The 14,101-nt window shown below is 66.3% G+C and carries 16 protein-coding genes; 9 read left to right on the top strand and 7 right to left on the bottom strand.

Features of this window, described 5'->3' with window-relative positions:
* From ilvC to VGF12_RS07585, 3 genes are all read right to left on the bottom strand, one after another.
* Nucleotides 1-689 (bottom strand): ketol-acid reductoisomerase (gene ilvC / locus VGF12_RS07595; protein ID WP_331175433.1); only part of this gene is annotated, 689 nt, incomplete at its 3' end.
* A 49-nt stretch (nt 690-738) separates the two neighbouring features.
* Nucleotides 739-1,230, bottom strand: a complete 492-nt coding sequence (gene ilvN, locus VGF12_RS07590) for an acetolactate synthase small subunit (protein ID WP_293499358.1) — start codon at nt 1,228-1,230, stop codon at nt 739-741.
* Between the two features lie 164 nt (nt 1,231-1,394).
* Nucleotides 1,395-3,182, bottom strand: coding sequence for an acetolactate synthase 3 catalytic subunit (locus tag VGF12_RS07585; RefSeq protein ID WP_331175432.1), 1,788 nt, complete (start codon nt 3,180-3,182; stop codon nt 1,395-1,397).
* 228 nt (nt 3,183-3,410) lie between these two features.
* Between VGF12_RS07585 and VGF12_RS07580 the strand changes: the two genes are divergently transcribed.
* The 6 genes from VGF12_RS07580 to VGF12_RS07555 are packed head-to-tail and all read left to right on the top strand — an operon-like array spanning nt 3,411 to nt 6,606.
* Entirely contained in the window at nt 3,411-3,977 is a 567-nt protein-coding gene (locus tag VGF12_RS07580) for an RNA polymerase sigma factor (RefSeq protein ID WP_331175431.1), read from the top strand.
* Nucleotides 3,974-4,474, top strand: coding sequence for a DUF3619 family protein (locus tag VGF12_RS07575; RefSeq protein ID WP_331175430.1), 501 nt, complete (start codon nt 3,974-3,976; stop codon nt 4,472-4,474). Before VGF12_RS07580 ends, VGF12_RS07575 begins: the two co-directional genes overlap by 4 nt.
* 4 nt (nt 4,475-4,478) lie before the next feature.
* A complete protein-coding gene (locus tag VGF12_RS07570) occupies nt 4,479-5,318 on the top strand; it encodes a DUF3106 domain-containing protein (protein ID WP_331175429.1) in 840 nt (279 codons plus the stop codon).
* Complete coding sequence (locus VGF12_RS07565; protein WP_331175428.1) at nt 5,315-5,830, top strand: RDD family protein; 516 nt, start codon at nt 5,315-5,317, stop codon at nt 5,828-5,830. The genes VGF12_RS07570 and VGF12_RS07565 overlap by 4 nt, the downstream gene beginning before the upstream one ends.
* Nucleotides 5,827-6,204, top strand: coding sequence for a diacylglycerol kinase (locus VGF12_RS07560; RefSeq protein WP_331175427.1), 378 nt, complete (start codon nt 5,827-5,829; stop codon nt 6,202-6,204). The genes VGF12_RS07565 and VGF12_RS07560 overlap by 4 nt, the downstream gene beginning before the upstream one ends.
* 39 nt (nt 6,205-6,243) lie before the next feature.
* Nucleotides 6,244-6,606, top strand: a complete 363-nt coding sequence (locus tag VGF12_RS07555) for a DUF2200 domain-containing protein (RefSeq protein ID WP_331175426.1) — start codon at nt 6,244-6,246, stop codon at nt 6,604-6,606.
* Nucleotides 6,607-6,640: 34 nt separating this feature from the next.
* Here VGF12_RS07555 and VGF12_RS07550 read toward each other — a convergent pair whose 3' ends face one another.
* Nucleotides 6,641-6,979 (bottom strand): P-II family nitrogen regulator, encoded by a 339-nt coding sequence (locus tag VGF12_RS07550; RefSeq protein WP_268151514.1) that lies wholly within the window; start codon nt 6,977-6,979, stop codon nt 6,641-6,643.
* 27 nt (nt 6,980-7,006) lie between these two features.
* Nucleotides 7,007-8,674: an NAD+ synthase gene (locus tag VGF12_RS07545; protein WP_331175425.1), complete on the bottom strand. Its 1,668-nt coding sequence runs from the start codon at nt 8,672-8,674 to the stop codon at nt 7,007-7,009.
* On the opposite strand from VGF12_RS07545, the gene VGF12_RS07540 reads away from it, so the two are divergent.
* Nucleotides 8,673-9,863, top strand: a complete 1,191-nt coding sequence (locus tag VGF12_RS07540) for a GNAT family N-acetyltransferase (protein ID WP_331175424.1) — start codon at nt 8,673-8,675, stop codon at nt 9,861-9,863. The two genes, VGF12_RS07545 and VGF12_RS07540, sit on opposite strands and share 2 nt — an antisense overlap.
* A 21-nt stretch (nt 9,864-9,884) precedes the next feature.
* Here VGF12_RS07540 and ppa read toward each other — a convergent pair whose 3' ends face one another.
* Nucleotides 9,885-10,412, bottom strand: coding sequence for an inorganic diphosphatase (ppa, locus tag VGF12_RS07535; RefSeq protein WP_331175423.1), 528 nt, complete (start codon nt 10,410-10,412; stop codon nt 9,885-9,887).
* 162 nt (nt 10,413-10,574) lie between these two features.
* On the opposite strand from ppa, the gene VGF12_RS07530 reads away from it, so the two are divergent.
* Both VGF12_RS07530 and VGF12_RS07525 read left to right on the top strand, forming a co-directional pair.
* Nucleotides 10,575-12,752 carry a sodium-translocating pyrophosphatase gene (locus VGF12_RS07530; RefSeq protein WP_331175422.1) on the top strand — a complete coding sequence of 726 codons (2,178 nt, stop codon included), beginning with the start codon at nt 10,575-10,577 and terminating at the stop codon, nt 12,750-12,752.
* Between the two features lie 83 nt (nt 12,753-12,835).
* Complete coding sequence (locus VGF12_RS07525; protein ID WP_331175421.1) at nt 12,836-13,672, top strand: J domain-containing protein; 837 nt, start codon at nt 12,836-12,838, stop codon at nt 13,670-13,672.
* Between the two features lie 19 nt (nt 13,673-13,691).
* Here VGF12_RS07525 and VGF12_RS07520 read toward each other — a convergent pair whose 3' ends face one another.
* A complete protein-coding gene (locus VGF12_RS07520) occupies nt 13,692-14,063 on the bottom strand; it encodes a hypothetical protein (RefSeq protein ID WP_331175420.1) in 372 nt (123 codons plus the stop codon).
* Nucleotides 14,064-14,101 lie beyond the last annotated feature (38 nt).

The raw sequence follows: 14,101 nt of genomic DNA, 5'->3' as shown, positions 1-14,101 counted from the left end.
TCGTGCAGGCACTCGAAGTACGCCATCTCGGGCGCGTAGCCCGCTTCGGTCAGCGTCTCGAAACCGGCCTTGATCAGCTCGACGGTGCCGCCGCAGAGCACGGCCTGCTCGCCGAACAGGTCGGTCTCGGTCTCTTCGCGGAAGTTGGTCTCGATGATGCCGGCCTTGCCGCCGCCATTGGCCATGGCGTAGCTCAGCGCGAGGTCGCGCGCCTTGCCGGTCTTGTCCTGGTGCACGGCCACGAGGTGCGGCACGCCGCCGCCTTGCGCGTAGGTGCTGCGAACGGTGTGGCCGGGGGCCTTGGGCGCGACCATCCAGACGTCCAGGTCGGCGCGCGGCTGCACCTGGCCGTAGTGCACGTTGAAGCCGTGGGCGAACACCAGCGACGCGCCCTGCTTGATGTTGGGCTCGACCTCGTTCTTGTAGACGTCGGCGATCTGCTCGTCGGGCAGCAGGATCATGACCACGTCGGCCGACTTCACGGCGTCGGCGATCTCGGCGACCTTCAGGCCAGCGCCTTCGGCCTTCGCCCAGGACGCGCCATTGCGACGCAGCGCGACGGTGACTTTCACGCCGCTGTCGTTCAGGTTCTGCGCGTGGGCGTGGCCTTGTGAGCCGTAGCCGATGATGGTGACGTTCTTGCCCTTGATGAGGCTGAGATCGGCGTCCTTGTCGTAGTAGACGTTCATGATGGGTCGCTCCAGGAAAAAACTGTGATGTGTTGGGGGTGAGAACGGATCAGACGCGCAGGATGCGCTCGCCGCGGCCGATGCCGCTGGCACCCGTCCGTACGGTTTCGAGGATGGACGCGCGGTCGATCGCGTCGATGAAGGCGTCGAGCTTGCCGGCGTCGCCGGTCAGCTCGATCGTGTAGGTCTTCTCGGTCACGTCGATGACGCGGCCGCGGAAGATGTCGGCCGTGCGCTTGATCTCCTCGCGTTCCTTGCCGACGGCGCGCACCTTGATGAGCATCAGCTCGCGCTCCGTGTAGTTGCCCTCGGTCAGGTCGACGACCTTGACGACCTCGATCAGGCGGTTGAGGTGCTTGGTGATCTGCTCGATGACTTCATCGGACCCGGTGGTCACGATGGTCATGCGCGACAGCGACGCGTCTTCCGTCGGCGCCACGGTCAGGCTCTCGATGTTGTAGCCGCGGGCGGAGAACAGGGCCACGACGCGCGACAGCGCACCCGGCTCGTTCTCGATGAGCAAAGCAATGATGTGTTTCATGGGGATCGTCCTTCGCGCTCTTCAGTGCCGACGGCGGTAACCGGCGGACCTTGGCAGCGGATTCGAATCGTTGAAGAAGTTCTGCCTTCGTCGGCTGTGCACTTCATCCACCGCCGGCCTCGACGAGGGCGGCAACCCTCGCCAAAGCCTGCGGCTTCAGTCGCTCACAGGTCTTCCGAGCCCAGCAGCATTTCCGAAATGCCCTTGCCCGCCTTGACCATGGGCCAAACGTTCTCGGTCGGATCGGTACGGATGTCGAGGAACACGGTGCGGTCCTTCAGGCGCATCGCTTCCTTCAGCGCGCCTTCCACGTCACCAGGCTTCTCGACCAGGATGCCGACGTGGCCATAGGCCTCGGCCAGCTTCACGAAGTTGGGCAACGCATCCATGTAGCTGTGCGAGTAGCGGCCCTCGTAGTCGAGCTCCTGCCACTGGCGCACCATGCCCAGGTAGCGGTTGTTCAGCGAGACGATCTTGACCGGCGTCTTGTACTGGAAGCAGGTCGACAGCTCCTGAATGCACATCTGGATGCTGCCCTCGCCGGTGATGCAAAACACGTCCGACTCAGGCTTGGCAAGCTTGATGCCCATCGCGTAGGGCAGGCCCACACCCATGGTGCCCAGCCCACCGGAATTGATCCAGCGGCGCGGCTCGTCGAACTTGTAGTACTGCGCGGCCCACATCTGGTGCTGGCCCACATCGGACGTGATGTAGGTGTCGCGGCCACGGGTCAGCTTCCACAGCGTGTCGACCACCATCTGCGGCTTGATGACCTCGTCGGAGTCCTTGTAGACCAGGCAATCGCGGCGGCGCCATTCGTTGATCTGGCTCCACCAGGCGTTGACGGCATCGGCGTCCGGGCGGCCCTGGGCCTCCTTCAGCTGAGCAATCAGCTCCTGAAGCACGTCCTTGACGTCGCCCACGATGGGGATGTCGACGCGCACGCGCTTGGAGATCGACGAGGGGTCGATGTCCACGTGGATGATCTTGCGCTCCACCGAACCGAAGTGCTTGGGATTGCCGATGACGCGGTCGTCGAAACGGGCCCCCACGGCCAGCAGCACGTCACAGTGCTGCATGGTCATGTTGGCCTCGTAGGTGCCGTGCATGCCGAGCATGCCGAGGAAGCGCGGGTCGGTGCCGGGCATGGCGCCCAAACCCATCAGCGTGTTGGTGCAGGGGAAGCCCAGCAGGTCCACGAGCTGGCGCAGCTCCGCAGCGGCTTCGCCGAGGATGACGCCACCGCCGGTGTAGATGTAGGGCCGCTTGGCCTGCAGCAGCAACTGCACGGCCTTGCGGATCTGGCCGCTGTGGCCCTTCTTGACCGGGTTGTAGGAACGCATCTCGATGCGATCCGGGTAGCTGAAGGTTGTCTTGGCCAGCGACACATCCTTGGGGATGTCCACCACAACCGGGCCGGGGCGGCCGGTGCGGGCAATGTGGAAGGCCTTCTTCAGCGTCAGCGCCAGGTCGCGCACGTCCTTGACGAGGAAGTTGTGCTTGACGATCGGGCGCGTGATGCCCACCGTGTCGCATTCCTGAAAGGCGTCCAGGCCGATCGCCGGCGTGGGGACCTGACCCGTGATGATGACCATCGGGATCGAGTCCATGTAGGCGGTAGCGATGCCGGTGATGGCATTCGTCACGCCCGGCCCCGAGGTGACCAGCGCCACGCCCACTTCGCCGGTCGCGCGGGCAAAGCCGTCGGCAGCATGGACGGCGGCCTGCTCATGGCGCACCAGCACGTGCTGGATGCTCTCCTGCTTGTAGAGGGCGTCGTAGATGTAGAGCACCGCGCCGCCGGGGTAACCCCAGAGATGGCGCACCCCTTCGGCCTGCAGGCAACGAACGAGGATCTCGGAGCCGTTGAGCTCCGCGGTGGGGGAATTGGGGGAGGAGGATTGCGGCTGCGCCAGAGCGGCGCGCTTCATTTCCGCGGCAGACATGTCCATATTCGAACCTCTGTGAATTTCTCTAACGAAAAACCATTGGTGCCCCTCTTCTCGCCCTCGTGAGGCGGATTCGGAACCTGCGCAGTCAACCGGTGGGCCCCAGTCGGGCGGCCACGGAGAGAGCATTGACTCTTTGTGCGAATCGCTATTATGCCGAGCAAAATTGCCTGAGCCTTCGTATCAGACGAATGCCATAATCCGTGTTGCAGTCCGGACCCGCCTTCCGCCTTGGCCACCGACAAAGAACTCAACGACTTCCTGCGCACCGTGGACCGCCGCGCCTTCAAGCGCACGGCCTACCTTGTCCGCGATGACGATGCCGCGCTGGACATCGTGCAGGACGCCATGATCAAGCTGGCCGAGAACTATTTCGATCGCCCTGCGGCGGAGCTCCCGCTGCTGTTCCAGCGCATCCTGTCGAACGCGACGATGGACCATTTCCGTCGTCAGAAGACCCGCAATGCCGTCTTCACGAACATGTCGGACTTCGAGGGCGGCGATGGCGACGGCGATTTCGACCTGCTGGAGATCCTGGAATCCCGGGACGGCGCCCTGGGGGCCCTCAGCGCTGCCGACGAGGTGAGCCGGGCGCAAATCTTGCAACGGATCGAGTCAGAGGTCGAACAGTTGCCGACCCGTCAACGGGAAGCCTTCCTGCTGCGTTACTGGGAGGAACTGGATGTTGCCGAGACTGCCTCCGTGATGGGCTGCTCCGAGGGCAGTGTGAAAACGCACTGCTCCCGGGCGGTTCATGCATTGGCGAAGGTGCTCAAGGCGAAGGGGATCACCTTATGAAGTCGTCACAATTTTCCGCCCCTGCCTCCGAGCAGGAGGCCCGCGTCACACGCTTCGGCCTGCGCGTCGCCGCCAGCCTGACCGAGCGCAGTGCCGCGTTGCCGCACGACGTCTCCGAACGCCTTCGTTTCGCGCGCGAGCAGGCGCTCGCACGTGCAGCGCAAGCCCGCGCGAGCGCACAAGCGCAGTCCCAATCCCAGACCATCGCCCATCCCATCGTGGTGCAAAACGGGTCCACGCTGGCGCTGAGCGGCGGCCCATTCGGCGGCCTGGGTGGCCCCAGCCGACGCAGTGGCGGCGGCCTGTGGGCCATGTTGATCTCCGCTTTGCCGATGCTTGCACTGGCTGCTGGCCTGCTCTTGATGCAACAGGGCCAGGAGAACGAGCAGATCGCCGCGGCCGCCGAAGTGGACACCGCGCTGCTCAGCGACACCTTGCCCCCAGCCGCATTCACCGACCCCGGTTTCTCGGAATTTCTGAGAGATGCGGAAGAATGACCGGATGCGCATGACCCGTGCCGAGCTGACGCGACCCGCCCTTTACCGCCTTTCGATGGCCCTGCTGCTCAGTGCAGCGGGGTTTTCCGCTTTTGCGCAGGCCGGGGATGCAGCCTCTGCACCGGAACCTGCCGCCAGCGTGGCCGTCCCGGCCCCGCAGCCCGCACAACCCGTCAGCCGGTCCCGGCCGCTGAGCAAGCCGATCGCGCCGTCCGCGCTCAGCGTGCCTCCGGCCGCCTGGAGCGGCCTGACCCCCAAGCAGCAGGCGCTGCTGGCACCGCTGGAACGCGACTGGCCCGAGATCTCGGACACACAGCGCAGCAAATGGCTGAGCGCAACCCCGACGCTGGCAACGATGTCCGGCGAAGAGATCAAGCGCGTGCATGACCGCATCCGCGACTGGACGTTCCTGAGTGGGACGGAGCGGCTGAACGCCCGCATCGGCTTCCAGGTCTCCCGGCAATTGACCGCTGAACAGCGCCAAGCCCGCTGGGAGGCCTACCAGGCGCTTCCCGAAGAGGAGCGCAAGGCACTGGCCGAAAAAGCCATGGCCCGCCGCCAGGCCCTGGCGGAGGCCCCCGCTCGTGCGCCCAAACCGGCGGCAACGCTTCCCAAGTCCAGCGCCACGCCCGCCCCGCCGCGGGTGGTGACGCCGGCGCTGGTGACCAGCACGCTCGTCCAGGCCAAGCCCGGCGCGACCACGGTGCTCATCACGCGAGAGCTTGCCAAGCCTCGCCGTCAAGCGGTCAATCCCCCCAAGGTGGCCGATCCCAGCCTGCTGGACCCGCACACGCTGTTGCCGCTGAAGAAGACGCCGCCACCCGCGTCCGCACCGCTTCCATGACGGTGCCGGTCCAGACCGACACCAAGCCTGCGGGCCTGGCGCGCCGCTTTGCGGCCTTCCTGTATGACGGCGCCCTGCTGTTCGGCGTCATCTTCTTCGCCGGGTTTCTCTATTCGGTACTGACCCGCCAGGATCATGCGCTGCATGGCCGCCTCGGGTTGATGGCGATCGCCTATTTCGTCGTGCCAGGCCTGTACTTCGCGGGTTTCTGGACCCGCTCCGGCCAGACGCTTGCGATGACTACCTGGCATCTGCGCGTGACCGACGTGGCGGGCCGGCCCCTGAGTTGGGTCCGCGCGCTGCTGCGCTACATGTTCAGCTGGCTGTGGTTCCTGCCGGCGCTGATCTGTTTCAAGGTCATGGGCCTGCAGGGTGGCGCCGCGCTGACGGGGTGCCTGATCGCAGGCATTGCCGGCTACCTGCTTGTCGCGCGATTGCATCCGCAACGACTCTTCCTGCACGATGTCATTTCCGGCACCCGTGTCATCACCCAACTCCCCGTGCGCCCATGAGCAACCCGCACAAGGGCCGCACCGGCCTGGATCGCATCATCCACGCCGCTGGCTACTCGTGGGCCGGCCTCAAGGCCGCCTACACGGGCGAAAGCGCCTTCCGCCAGGAGACCTGGTTGTGCGTCATCGCCGCGCCACTGACGTTCTGGCTGGCGAAGACCTGGGAGCAGGCGGCGCTGCTGCTGGGCTCGCTGCTGCTGGTGCTGATCGTCGAACTGCTGAACTCCGCCATCGAGGCTGTCGTGGACCGGGTCTCGTTCGAGCGGCACGAGCTGTCAAAGCGCGCCAAGGACATCGCCAGCGCCGCCGTGCTGATGGCCCTGGTGCTGGCCGCGGGCATCTGGGGGGCGGCGGTCTGGCAGCACCTGCGCTGACGCGACAATCCAGGCCTGCATGAGGCCTCTGGAGGCGCGATGACCGAGCATCGAATTTTCGCGACGGGGTTCGCGAAGGTCTATCCGCTGTACATCCGCAAGGCCGAGGCCAAGGGCCGCACACCCCAGGAAGTCGACCAGATCATTCGCTGGCTGACGGGCTACGACCAGGCCGGGCTGGAACGCCAGATCGCGCAGGCCAGCGATTTCCGGACCTTCTTCGATCAAGCACCCGCGATGTCTGCGGAAGCCCACCTCATCAAGGGCGTGGTCTGCGGTGTCCGGGTGGAAGACATCGACAACCCACTGATGCAGAAGATCCGCTACCTGGACAAGCTGGTCGATGAACTGGCCAAAGGGAAGGCGATGGACAAGATCCTGCGGCGCCCCATCGCCGGCTGACCGGCCGAGGCCGGCGCTGGAGGGGCGTCAGACGTCAGACGGCGGCTTCGTCCGTCTCGCCGGTGCGGATGCGGATGACCTGCTCGACCGGCACGACGAAGATCTTGCCGTCGCCGATCTTGCCGGTCTTGGCGGCCTTGAGGATGGCGTCGATGCAGCGATCGACCTCGTCGTCCTTCACGACCACTTCCACCTTGACCTTGGGCAGGAAGTCGACGACGTATTCGGCGCCGCGGTATAGCTCGGTGTGGCCTTTCTGACGGCCAAAGCCTTTGACCTCGGTGACCGTCAGCCCCGAGGCGCCCACTTCGGCCAGTGCCTCGCGGACCTCGTCGAGCTTGAATGGTTTGATGATGGCGGTGATCTGCTTCATGACGGGCTCCGGTTGACTGGTCCGAGTTTACGCACGGAACTTCGACGTGATCGGGTAGCGCCAGTCTCTGCCGAAGCCGCGATGGGTGATGCGTATGCCCACCGGCGCCTGACGGCGCTTGTATTCGTTGATCTTGATCAGCCGGGTGACGCGCTCGACGTCCTCGGGCTTGAAACCGGCCGCAACAATTTCGGCGATGGACTGATCCTGCTCCATGTACCGCGCCAGAATGGCGTCCAGCACCGGATACGGCGGCAGGCTGTCCTCGTCCTTCTGATCGGGGCGCAGTTCGGCCGACGGGGGGCGCGTGATGATGCGATCCGGAATGATCTCGGCGCCCTGGGCGTTGCGCCAGCGGGCGAGGCGGAAGACCAGCGTCTTGGCCACGTCCTTGATGACAGCGAAGCCGCCCGCCATGTCGCCGTAGAGCGTGCAGTAGCCGGTGGCCATCTCGCTCTTGTTGCCGGTCGTCAGCACGATGCTGCCGAACTTGTTGGACAAGGCCATCAGCAGCGTGCCGCGGACGCGCGCCTGGATGTTCTCCTCGGTGGCGTCCAGGGGCAGCCCCTTGAACTCGTTCGCAAGCACCGCGTTGAAGGCGTCGAACATCGGCACGATGCTCATCTCGTCGTATCGCACATTGAGGCGCGCCGCCATGTCCCGGGCGTCTATCCAGGAGATGTCGGCCGTGTACGGGGACGGCATCATGACTGCCCGCACCTTGTCGGCGCCCAGCGCGTCGACGGCGATGGCCAGCACCAGGGCCGAATCGATGCCACCGGACAGGCCCAGGATGGCTCCGGGGAACCCGTTCTTGCCGAGGTAGTCGCGGACGCCGACCACCAGGGCCTGCCAGACCTGGGCTTCCATCTCGAGCTCGGGTGCGATGTGGCCGGCCAGGCGCCGGGCCGCGTCGACCTCGATGACGGCCAGGGCCTCCTCGAACATCGGCGCCCGCGCGGCCAGCGTGCCATCTGCCTGCACGGCGAAGGACGTGCCGTCGAAGACCATCTCGTCCTGCCCCCCGACGAGATGGGCATAGACCAGCGGCAGGCCCGAGGCGCGGGCACGCTCAGACATGCGGGCTTCGCGCTCCTCGACCTTGCCGACATGGAAGGGCGACGCGTTGATGACGCACAGCAGCTCGGCGCCCGCTGCCTGGGCTGCGGCAGCAGGCTCGTCGAACCAGGCGTCCTCACAGATCAGCAGGCCGACCTTGAGCCCCCGCACGTCGAAGACGACCGGGGCCAGCCCCGCGTCCCGTCCGGAATAGAAGTAGCGCCGCTCGTCGAAGACCTGGTAGTTGGGCAGCTCGCGCTTGGCATAGGTCTGCGTCACGCGACCGCCGGCCAGCACCGAGGCCGCGTTCAGGCAGGGTGGCAAAGACCAGCTGCGCTCACGCACCACGCCGTCTTCGCGCGCCGCCGGATGCCCGACGACGACCTGCAGACCCGGCAGCGCAACCAGCTCAGTGGCGATGCGGCGCAGTTGCTCGTCGCAGGCGGAGAGAAACGCCGGGCGCAGCAGCAAATCTTCCGGCGGGTAGCCACACAGCGCGAGCTCGGGCGTGACGAGCAGATCAACCCCAGCGGCATGCGCCGCGCGCGCTTGGGCCATGATGCGGTCCGCATTGCCCACCAGATCGCCAACGACGACGTTCATCTGGGCCAGGGCAATCTTCAAAGGCGAGGGCATGGGCGACAGCGATTCAGAACGGGAGACCGGCATTGTCATTCGGGTCGACGACTCACCCGAAGCTCTGCCCGAAAGCCATTGGGACGCCCTGCTCCGCGCCCAGGCTCGGCCCACGCCCTTCATGCGTCTGGCCTATCTGCGCGCCCTGCACGCCAGCGGCAGCGCCGTCACGGCCACGGGGTGGCAGCCGCAGTTCGTCTCGCTGTGGCGCGGCGACATGCTGCTGGCGGCCTGTCCGGCCTGGCTGAAGTCGCACAGCTATGGCGAATACGTGTTCGACTGGGCCTGGGCGGAGGCCTACCACCGCCATGGGCTGAGCTATTACCCCAAGCTGCTGGTGGCCGTGCCCTTCACGCCGGTGCCCGGCAGCCGGCTGCTGGCCGTGAATGACGAGGCGCGGGCGATGCTGGCCCAGGCCTTGCGCGCGCTGGCGCGAGAGACCGAGGCCTCGTCCCTGCACGTGCTATTCGGCGACGATGCCGACCAGGCGGCGCTGGCGGCCGCAGGCTGCATGGCCCGCAGAGGTGTGCAGTTCCACTGGATGGCCGAGGGCGATGCCGACTTCGCCGGCTTCCTCGCCCGCCTGCAGCGCGACAAACGCAAGAAGATCCAGCAGGAACAGCGCCGCGTGCGCGAGGCGGGCATCGTCTTCGAGGCGCGCCTGGGCCGAGACATCCGGCCCGAGGACTGGGATTACTTCTATCGCTGCTACCAGCAGACCTACCGCGAGCACCGAAGCACCCCCTATCTCAGCCGCGACTTCTTCGCCCGCATGGCCGTGGACATGCCCGAGCACTGGCTGATGTTCACGGCCCGCCGCGCCGGCGGGCCCGTGGGAACCTCGCTGATCGCGCTGGACCCCGAGCGCCGCGCTGCGTTCGGCCGCTACTGGGGGGCGACTGAGCACATTCCCAACCTGCACTTCGACGCCTGCTACTACCAGCCGCTGGCCTGGTGCATCGACCACGGCTACGAGCGCTTCGAAGGCGGTGCCCAGGGCGAGCACAAGATGGCCCGCGGCCTGATGCCCACGCCGACCGCTTCCAGCCACTGGCTGGCCCATCCTTCCTTCGCCGACGCCGTAGGCGATTTTCTGGCGCGCGAGGGCGAGGCGATGGCGGGATATATCGGCGAGCTGGGCGAACACGTGCCCTTCAAAGCAAAAGACGCCGCGGATGCGGCGTCTTGAGCAGGGGCGAAGGAGACCCGGTCAGGCCTTGTAGTTGGCCATGCCCTCGGTGATCTCCCGCTTGGCGGCGTCCACGCCTTCCCAGCCCTTGACCTTGACCCACTTGCCCTTCTCCAGGTCCTTGTAGTGCTCGAAGAAGTGCTGGATGGCCGCACGGCGGGCGGGGTTCACGTCCTCGATCTTCTGCCAGTGGTCGTACATCGGCAGGATCTTGCTGGTCGGCACGGCCAGCAGCTTGGCGTCGCCGCCCGCCTCGTCGTCCATCATCAGCACGCCCAGCGGCCGGCAGGTCACGACGACGCCGGGCGTCAGCGCGAAAGGGGTGATCACCAGCACGTCCACCGGATCACCGTCGTCCGCCAGCGTCCTGGGGATGTACCCATAGTTGCAGGGGTAGTACATCGGCGTGGTCAGGAACCGGTCGACGAACAGCGCACCGGTCTCCTTGTCGACCTCGTACTTGATCGGATCGGCATTCATCGGGATCTCGATGATGACGTTGAACTCGTCGGGCGCCTTGGCGCCAGGGGACACGTTGTGCAGGCTCATGGTCGTTTTGATGGCTAAGGAAAACCCGCATTCTAGATTTCCCGCACAACGCTGGTAAACGCGCAACCCGGGCGTCAAAACCGCCCCTTAAGCTCAGTCGCCCAGCCCAGGCACACCCTGCCCCGGGGCCATGGATCACACGCTGAAACAGGAGACTCATACATGTCGACGGAAGTGGCGCTGTATTTCGCGCTGGCCTGCGGCCTCGCGGCCGTTCTTTACGGCTTCATTCAACGAAGCTGGATCCTGAGCCAGGATGCGGGCAACGCCCGCATGCAGGAGATCGCCACGGCGATCCAGCAGGGGGCTGCGGCCTACCTGGGCCGGCAGTACCGGACCATCGGCATGGTCGGCGTGGTGCTGGCCATCGCGATCGCGGTTTCGGGCCTGGGCACGACGACGGCCATCGGCTTCGTCGTCGGCGCAGTGCTCTCGGGCATCTGCGGCTTCATCGGCATGAACATCTCGGTGCGCGCCAACGTGCGCACCGCACAGGCGGCGTCCAAGGGCATCGGTCCGGCGCTGGACGTGGCCTTCAAGGGGGGCGCCATCACCGGCATGCTGGTGGTGGGCCTGGGCCTGCTGGGCGTGGGCGGCTTTTACATGGCCATTGGCGGCGGGCATGACAGCGCGACCCTCAAGCCCATGCTGGGCCTGGCGTTCGGCTCCTCCCTCATCTCCATCTTCGCGCGCCTGGGCGGCGGCATCTTCACGAAGGGCGCCGACGTGGGCGCCGACCTCGTCGGCAAGGTCGAGGCAGGCATCCCCGAGGACGATCCGCGCAACCCCGCCGTCATCGCTGACAACGTGGGCGACAACGTCGGCGACTGCGCCGGCATGGCCGCCGACCTGTTCGAGACCTACGCCGTCACGCTGATCGCCGCGATGGCGCTGGGTGCGCTGATGGTCACGGGTTCAAGCGCCATGGCCGGCGTCGTCTATCCGCTGGCGCTGGGCGGCGTGTCGATCATCGCCTCCATCATCGGCTGCTTCTTCGTCAAGGCCAGCCCCGGCATGAAGAACGTGATGCCGGCGCTGTACAAGGGCCTGATCGTGGCCGGCGTGCTGAGCCTGATTGCTTTCTTCTTCGTCACCAAGGCCATGTTCCCCGGCGAGATCGAGCTGGTTGGCGGCGCCAAGACAAGCGCGATGGCGCTGTTCGGCGCCTGCACCGTCGGCCTGGTGCTGACGGCCGCCATGGTCTGGATCACCGAGTACTACACCGGCACCCAGTACCACCCGGTGCAGCACGTGGCGCAGGCCTCCACCACCGGCCACGGCACCAACGTGATCGCCGGCCTGGGCGTGTCGATGAAGTCGACCGCATGGCCGGTGCTGTTCGTCTGCGCGGCCATCTACTCGGCCTACGCCATGGCTGGCCTCTACGGTATCGCCGTCGCCGCCACGTCCATGTTGAGCATGGCCGGCATCATCGTGGCGCTGGACGCCTACGGCCCCATCACCGACAACGCCGGCGGCATCGCCGAGATGAGCGAGCTGCCTGACAGCGTGCGCGACGTGACCGATCCGCTGGATGCCGTGGGCAACACCACCAAGGCCGTCACGAAGGGCTATGCCATCGGCTCGGCCGGTCTGGCGGCCCTGGTGCTGTTCGCTGACTACACGCATGCGCTGGAGGCCCGCGGCATGCACGTCGACTTCAGCCTGTCGGACCACAAGGTCATTCTGGGTCTCTTCATCGGCGGCCTGATCCCCTATCTGTTCGGCGCCATGGCGATGGAGGCCGTGGGCCGCGCCGCCGGTGCCGTCGTCGTGGAGGTGCGCAAGCAGTTCGCCGACGGAGCCATCATGGCTGGTCAGCGCAAGCCCGAGTACGGCGCCGCGGTGGACATGCTGACCACGGCCGCCATCAAGGAAATGATCGTCCCGTCGCTGCTGCCGGTGGCCGCACCCATCATCGTCGGCATGACGCTGGGCCCGGCGGCGCTGGGCGGCCTGCTGATGGGCACCATCGTGACCGGCCTCTTCGTGGGCATCTCCATGTGCACCGGCGGCGGCGCATGGGACAACGCCAAGAAGCTGATCGAAGAAGGCTTCACGGATGACAAGGGTGTTGTGCACCGCAAGGGCAGCGAGGCGCACAAGGCCGCCGTCACCGGCGACACCGTGGGCGACCCCTACAAGGACACCGCCGGCCCGGCCGTGAACCCTCTGATCAAGATCATCAACATCGTGGCCCTGCTCATCGTGCCGCTGCTCCCGATGACGTCCGGCAGCCAGCCGCCTGAGCCTACGCATGCCGGTGCCGCTGCTGTGATGCCGGCAGAAGCGGCGGCCAGCATCAGCGAGGCGCCGGCCTCGGCTGCATCACAGCAATAGCCGGGTAAATCCGGTACTCAACGGCCCGAGAAGTCGCACTTCTCGGGCCGTTCCTACATCTGGCGCAGGCAGAATGGCAGCCCATGGCGAGCAGGGCGATCACAAGGCACGAGCTGACGCGGCGGCGCGAACAACTGCAGGACCTGCAGCGCTATCTCGCTGTGCTGGAGGCCGACCACGACGGCGCCCGCGCCAAGCTGCTGGGCTTTCGCCAACGCTACCTCGAGGCCCTCGGTCCTCTGATGCGCGAGCTCGACGAATTGGAGGCCCAGCTCCACCAAGCCACGGCGCTGTTGTCCGAAGCCCTGCAACGCCAGGGCGTGGATGCACCGGCGTCGACTTCGCCGCGAGCCAAGGCCTGGCCCGACGTCCCGGCCCTGCCGGAAGCGACACCGCTGCCACCCGAACCCACCGGCCCGACGACCGACCTGCCGCCGCCCAGCCTGAAGACGCTGTACCGGCGTGCGGCCATGCGCTTTCACCCCGACCTGGCGCCTTCCGGCCCGGAGCGCGAAGTCTGCGAACAGCGCATGATGGTGGTCAACGACGCCTACGCCAGCGGCGACCGTTCAAGGCTTGAAGCCTTGCTGCTCGCCGCCGGAGAGTTGCCCGAGAAAGTCATCGGCGGCCCCGCCGACGCCGTACGCGCTTGGCTGGGTCTGTGCGAACACATGGTGCAAGGCCGCATCCGCATCGTCCAGGCGCAAACGACCATGCTGCATGCACAGCAGATGCACGAACTGCGCATTGCCGTCGAGCGCGCCGAGGTGGGCGGCATGCGTCCGCTGGACATCATGGCCGCGCGCCTGCGTGCCCAGATCGCCGAGCGCCGCCAGGAGCTCTACATCGGAGAGCGAGTTGGCGGCGACGTCAGCCTGGCGGCGGATTTCCTGCGCAAGCGCTACCAGCGGCTGGCCTGAGCGGCGCGCAGGTCCGGGCTCACTGCTCGCCGTTCGTGACCTCCGGGTCATCGCTCGGATAGAGCGTCTTGACGGTGCCGCGGTCCGAGAAGATGAGGATCACACCTTTGGTCACGATCGATGTGGTCGGCATGCCCACACTGACCGCGCCAGCAACGGCGGCATTGAAGTTGTGATCGGTCATCACGGCCTCATGGCCCAGGGTTTTGTAGGCCGCGCCGAGCAAGGCCAGCTCAGAGCCCTGCGCCTCCGCAATTTCGCAGGCATCCGCGGTCGGCGGGATCACCAGCCGGCTGCCCTTCACGGGTTCCTTGCACTCCGGGTCAGTGAAGTAGCTGCAGGCAGCAAACAAACCGTCGGCTTGGGCTTTGACGTAGTAGGTGGTGGTCATGACGGAAAGCACTGTGAGTGGCGACAATCGGGAAAGCT

It is taken from the genome of Roseateles sp., assembly GCF_036404855.1.
Taxonomy (GTDB): Bacteria; Pseudomonadota; Gammaproteobacteria; order Burkholderiales; family Burkholderiaceae_C; genus Pelomonas.
The sequence above is the reverse complement of the archived record's forward strand: the minus strand, read 5'-3'. Positions and strand labels throughout refer to the sequence as shown.

What these genes read in the sequence shown, in the direction of transcription:
- ilvN (WP_293499358.1), bottom strand. Translation starts at nt 1,230, where the DNA reads ATGAAACACATCATTGCTTTGCTCATCGAGAACGAGCCGGGTGCGCTG.
- VGF12_RS07585 (WP_331175432.1), bottom strand. Translation starts at nt 3,182, where the DNA reads ATGGACATGTCTGCCGCGGAAATGAAGCGCGCCGCTCTGGCGCAGCCG.
- VGF12_RS07575 (WP_331175430.1), top strand. Translation starts at nt 3,974, where the DNA reads ATGAAGTCGTCACAATTTTCCGCCCCTGCCTCCGAGCAGGAGGCCCGC.
- VGF12_RS07570 (WP_331175429.1), top strand. Translation starts at nt 4,479, where the DNA reads ATGCGCATGACCCGTGCCGAGCTGACGCGACCCGCCCTTTACCGCCTT.
- VGF12_RS07565 (WP_331175428.1), top strand. Translation starts at nt 5,315, where the DNA reads ATGACGGTGCCGGTCCAGACCGACACCAAGCCTGCGGGCCTGGCGCGC.
- VGF12_RS07560 (WP_331175427.1), top strand. Translation starts at nt 5,827, where the DNA reads ATGAGCAACCCGCACAAGGGCCGCACCGGCCTGGATCGCATCATCCAC.
- VGF12_RS07555 (WP_331175426.1), top strand. Translation starts at nt 6,244, where the DNA reads ATGACCGAGCATCGAATTTTCGCGACGGGGTTCGCGAAGGTCTATCCG.
- VGF12_RS07550 (WP_268151514.1), bottom strand. Translation starts at nt 6,979, where the DNA reads ATGAAGCAGATCACCGCCATCATCAAACCATTCAAGCTCGACGAGGTC.
- VGF12_RS07540 (WP_331175424.1), top strand. Translation starts at nt 8,673, where the DNA reads ATGGGCGACAGCGATTCAGAACGGGAGACCGGCATTGTCATTCGGGTC.
- VGF12_RS07545 (WP_331175425.1), bottom strand. Translation starts at nt 8,674, where the DNA reads ATGCCCTCGCCTTTGAAGATTGCCCTGGCCCAGATGAACGTCGTCGTT.
- ppa (WP_331175423.1), bottom strand. Translation starts at nt 10,412, where the DNA reads ATGAGCCTGCACAACGTGTCCCCTGGCGCCAAGGCGCCCGACGAGTTC.
- VGF12_RS07530 (WP_331175422.1), top strand. Translation starts at nt 10,575, where the DNA reads ATGTCGACGGAAGTGGCGCTGTATTTCGCGCTGGCCTGCGGCCTCGCG.
- VGF12_RS07525 (WP_331175421.1), top strand. Translation starts at nt 12,836, where the DNA reads ATGGCGAGCAGGGCGATCACAAGGCACGAGCTGACGCGGCGGCGCGAA.
- VGF12_RS07520 (WP_331175420.1), bottom strand. Translation starts at nt 14,063, where the DNA reads ATGACCACCACCTACTACGTCAAAGCCCAAGCCGACGGTTTGTTTGCT.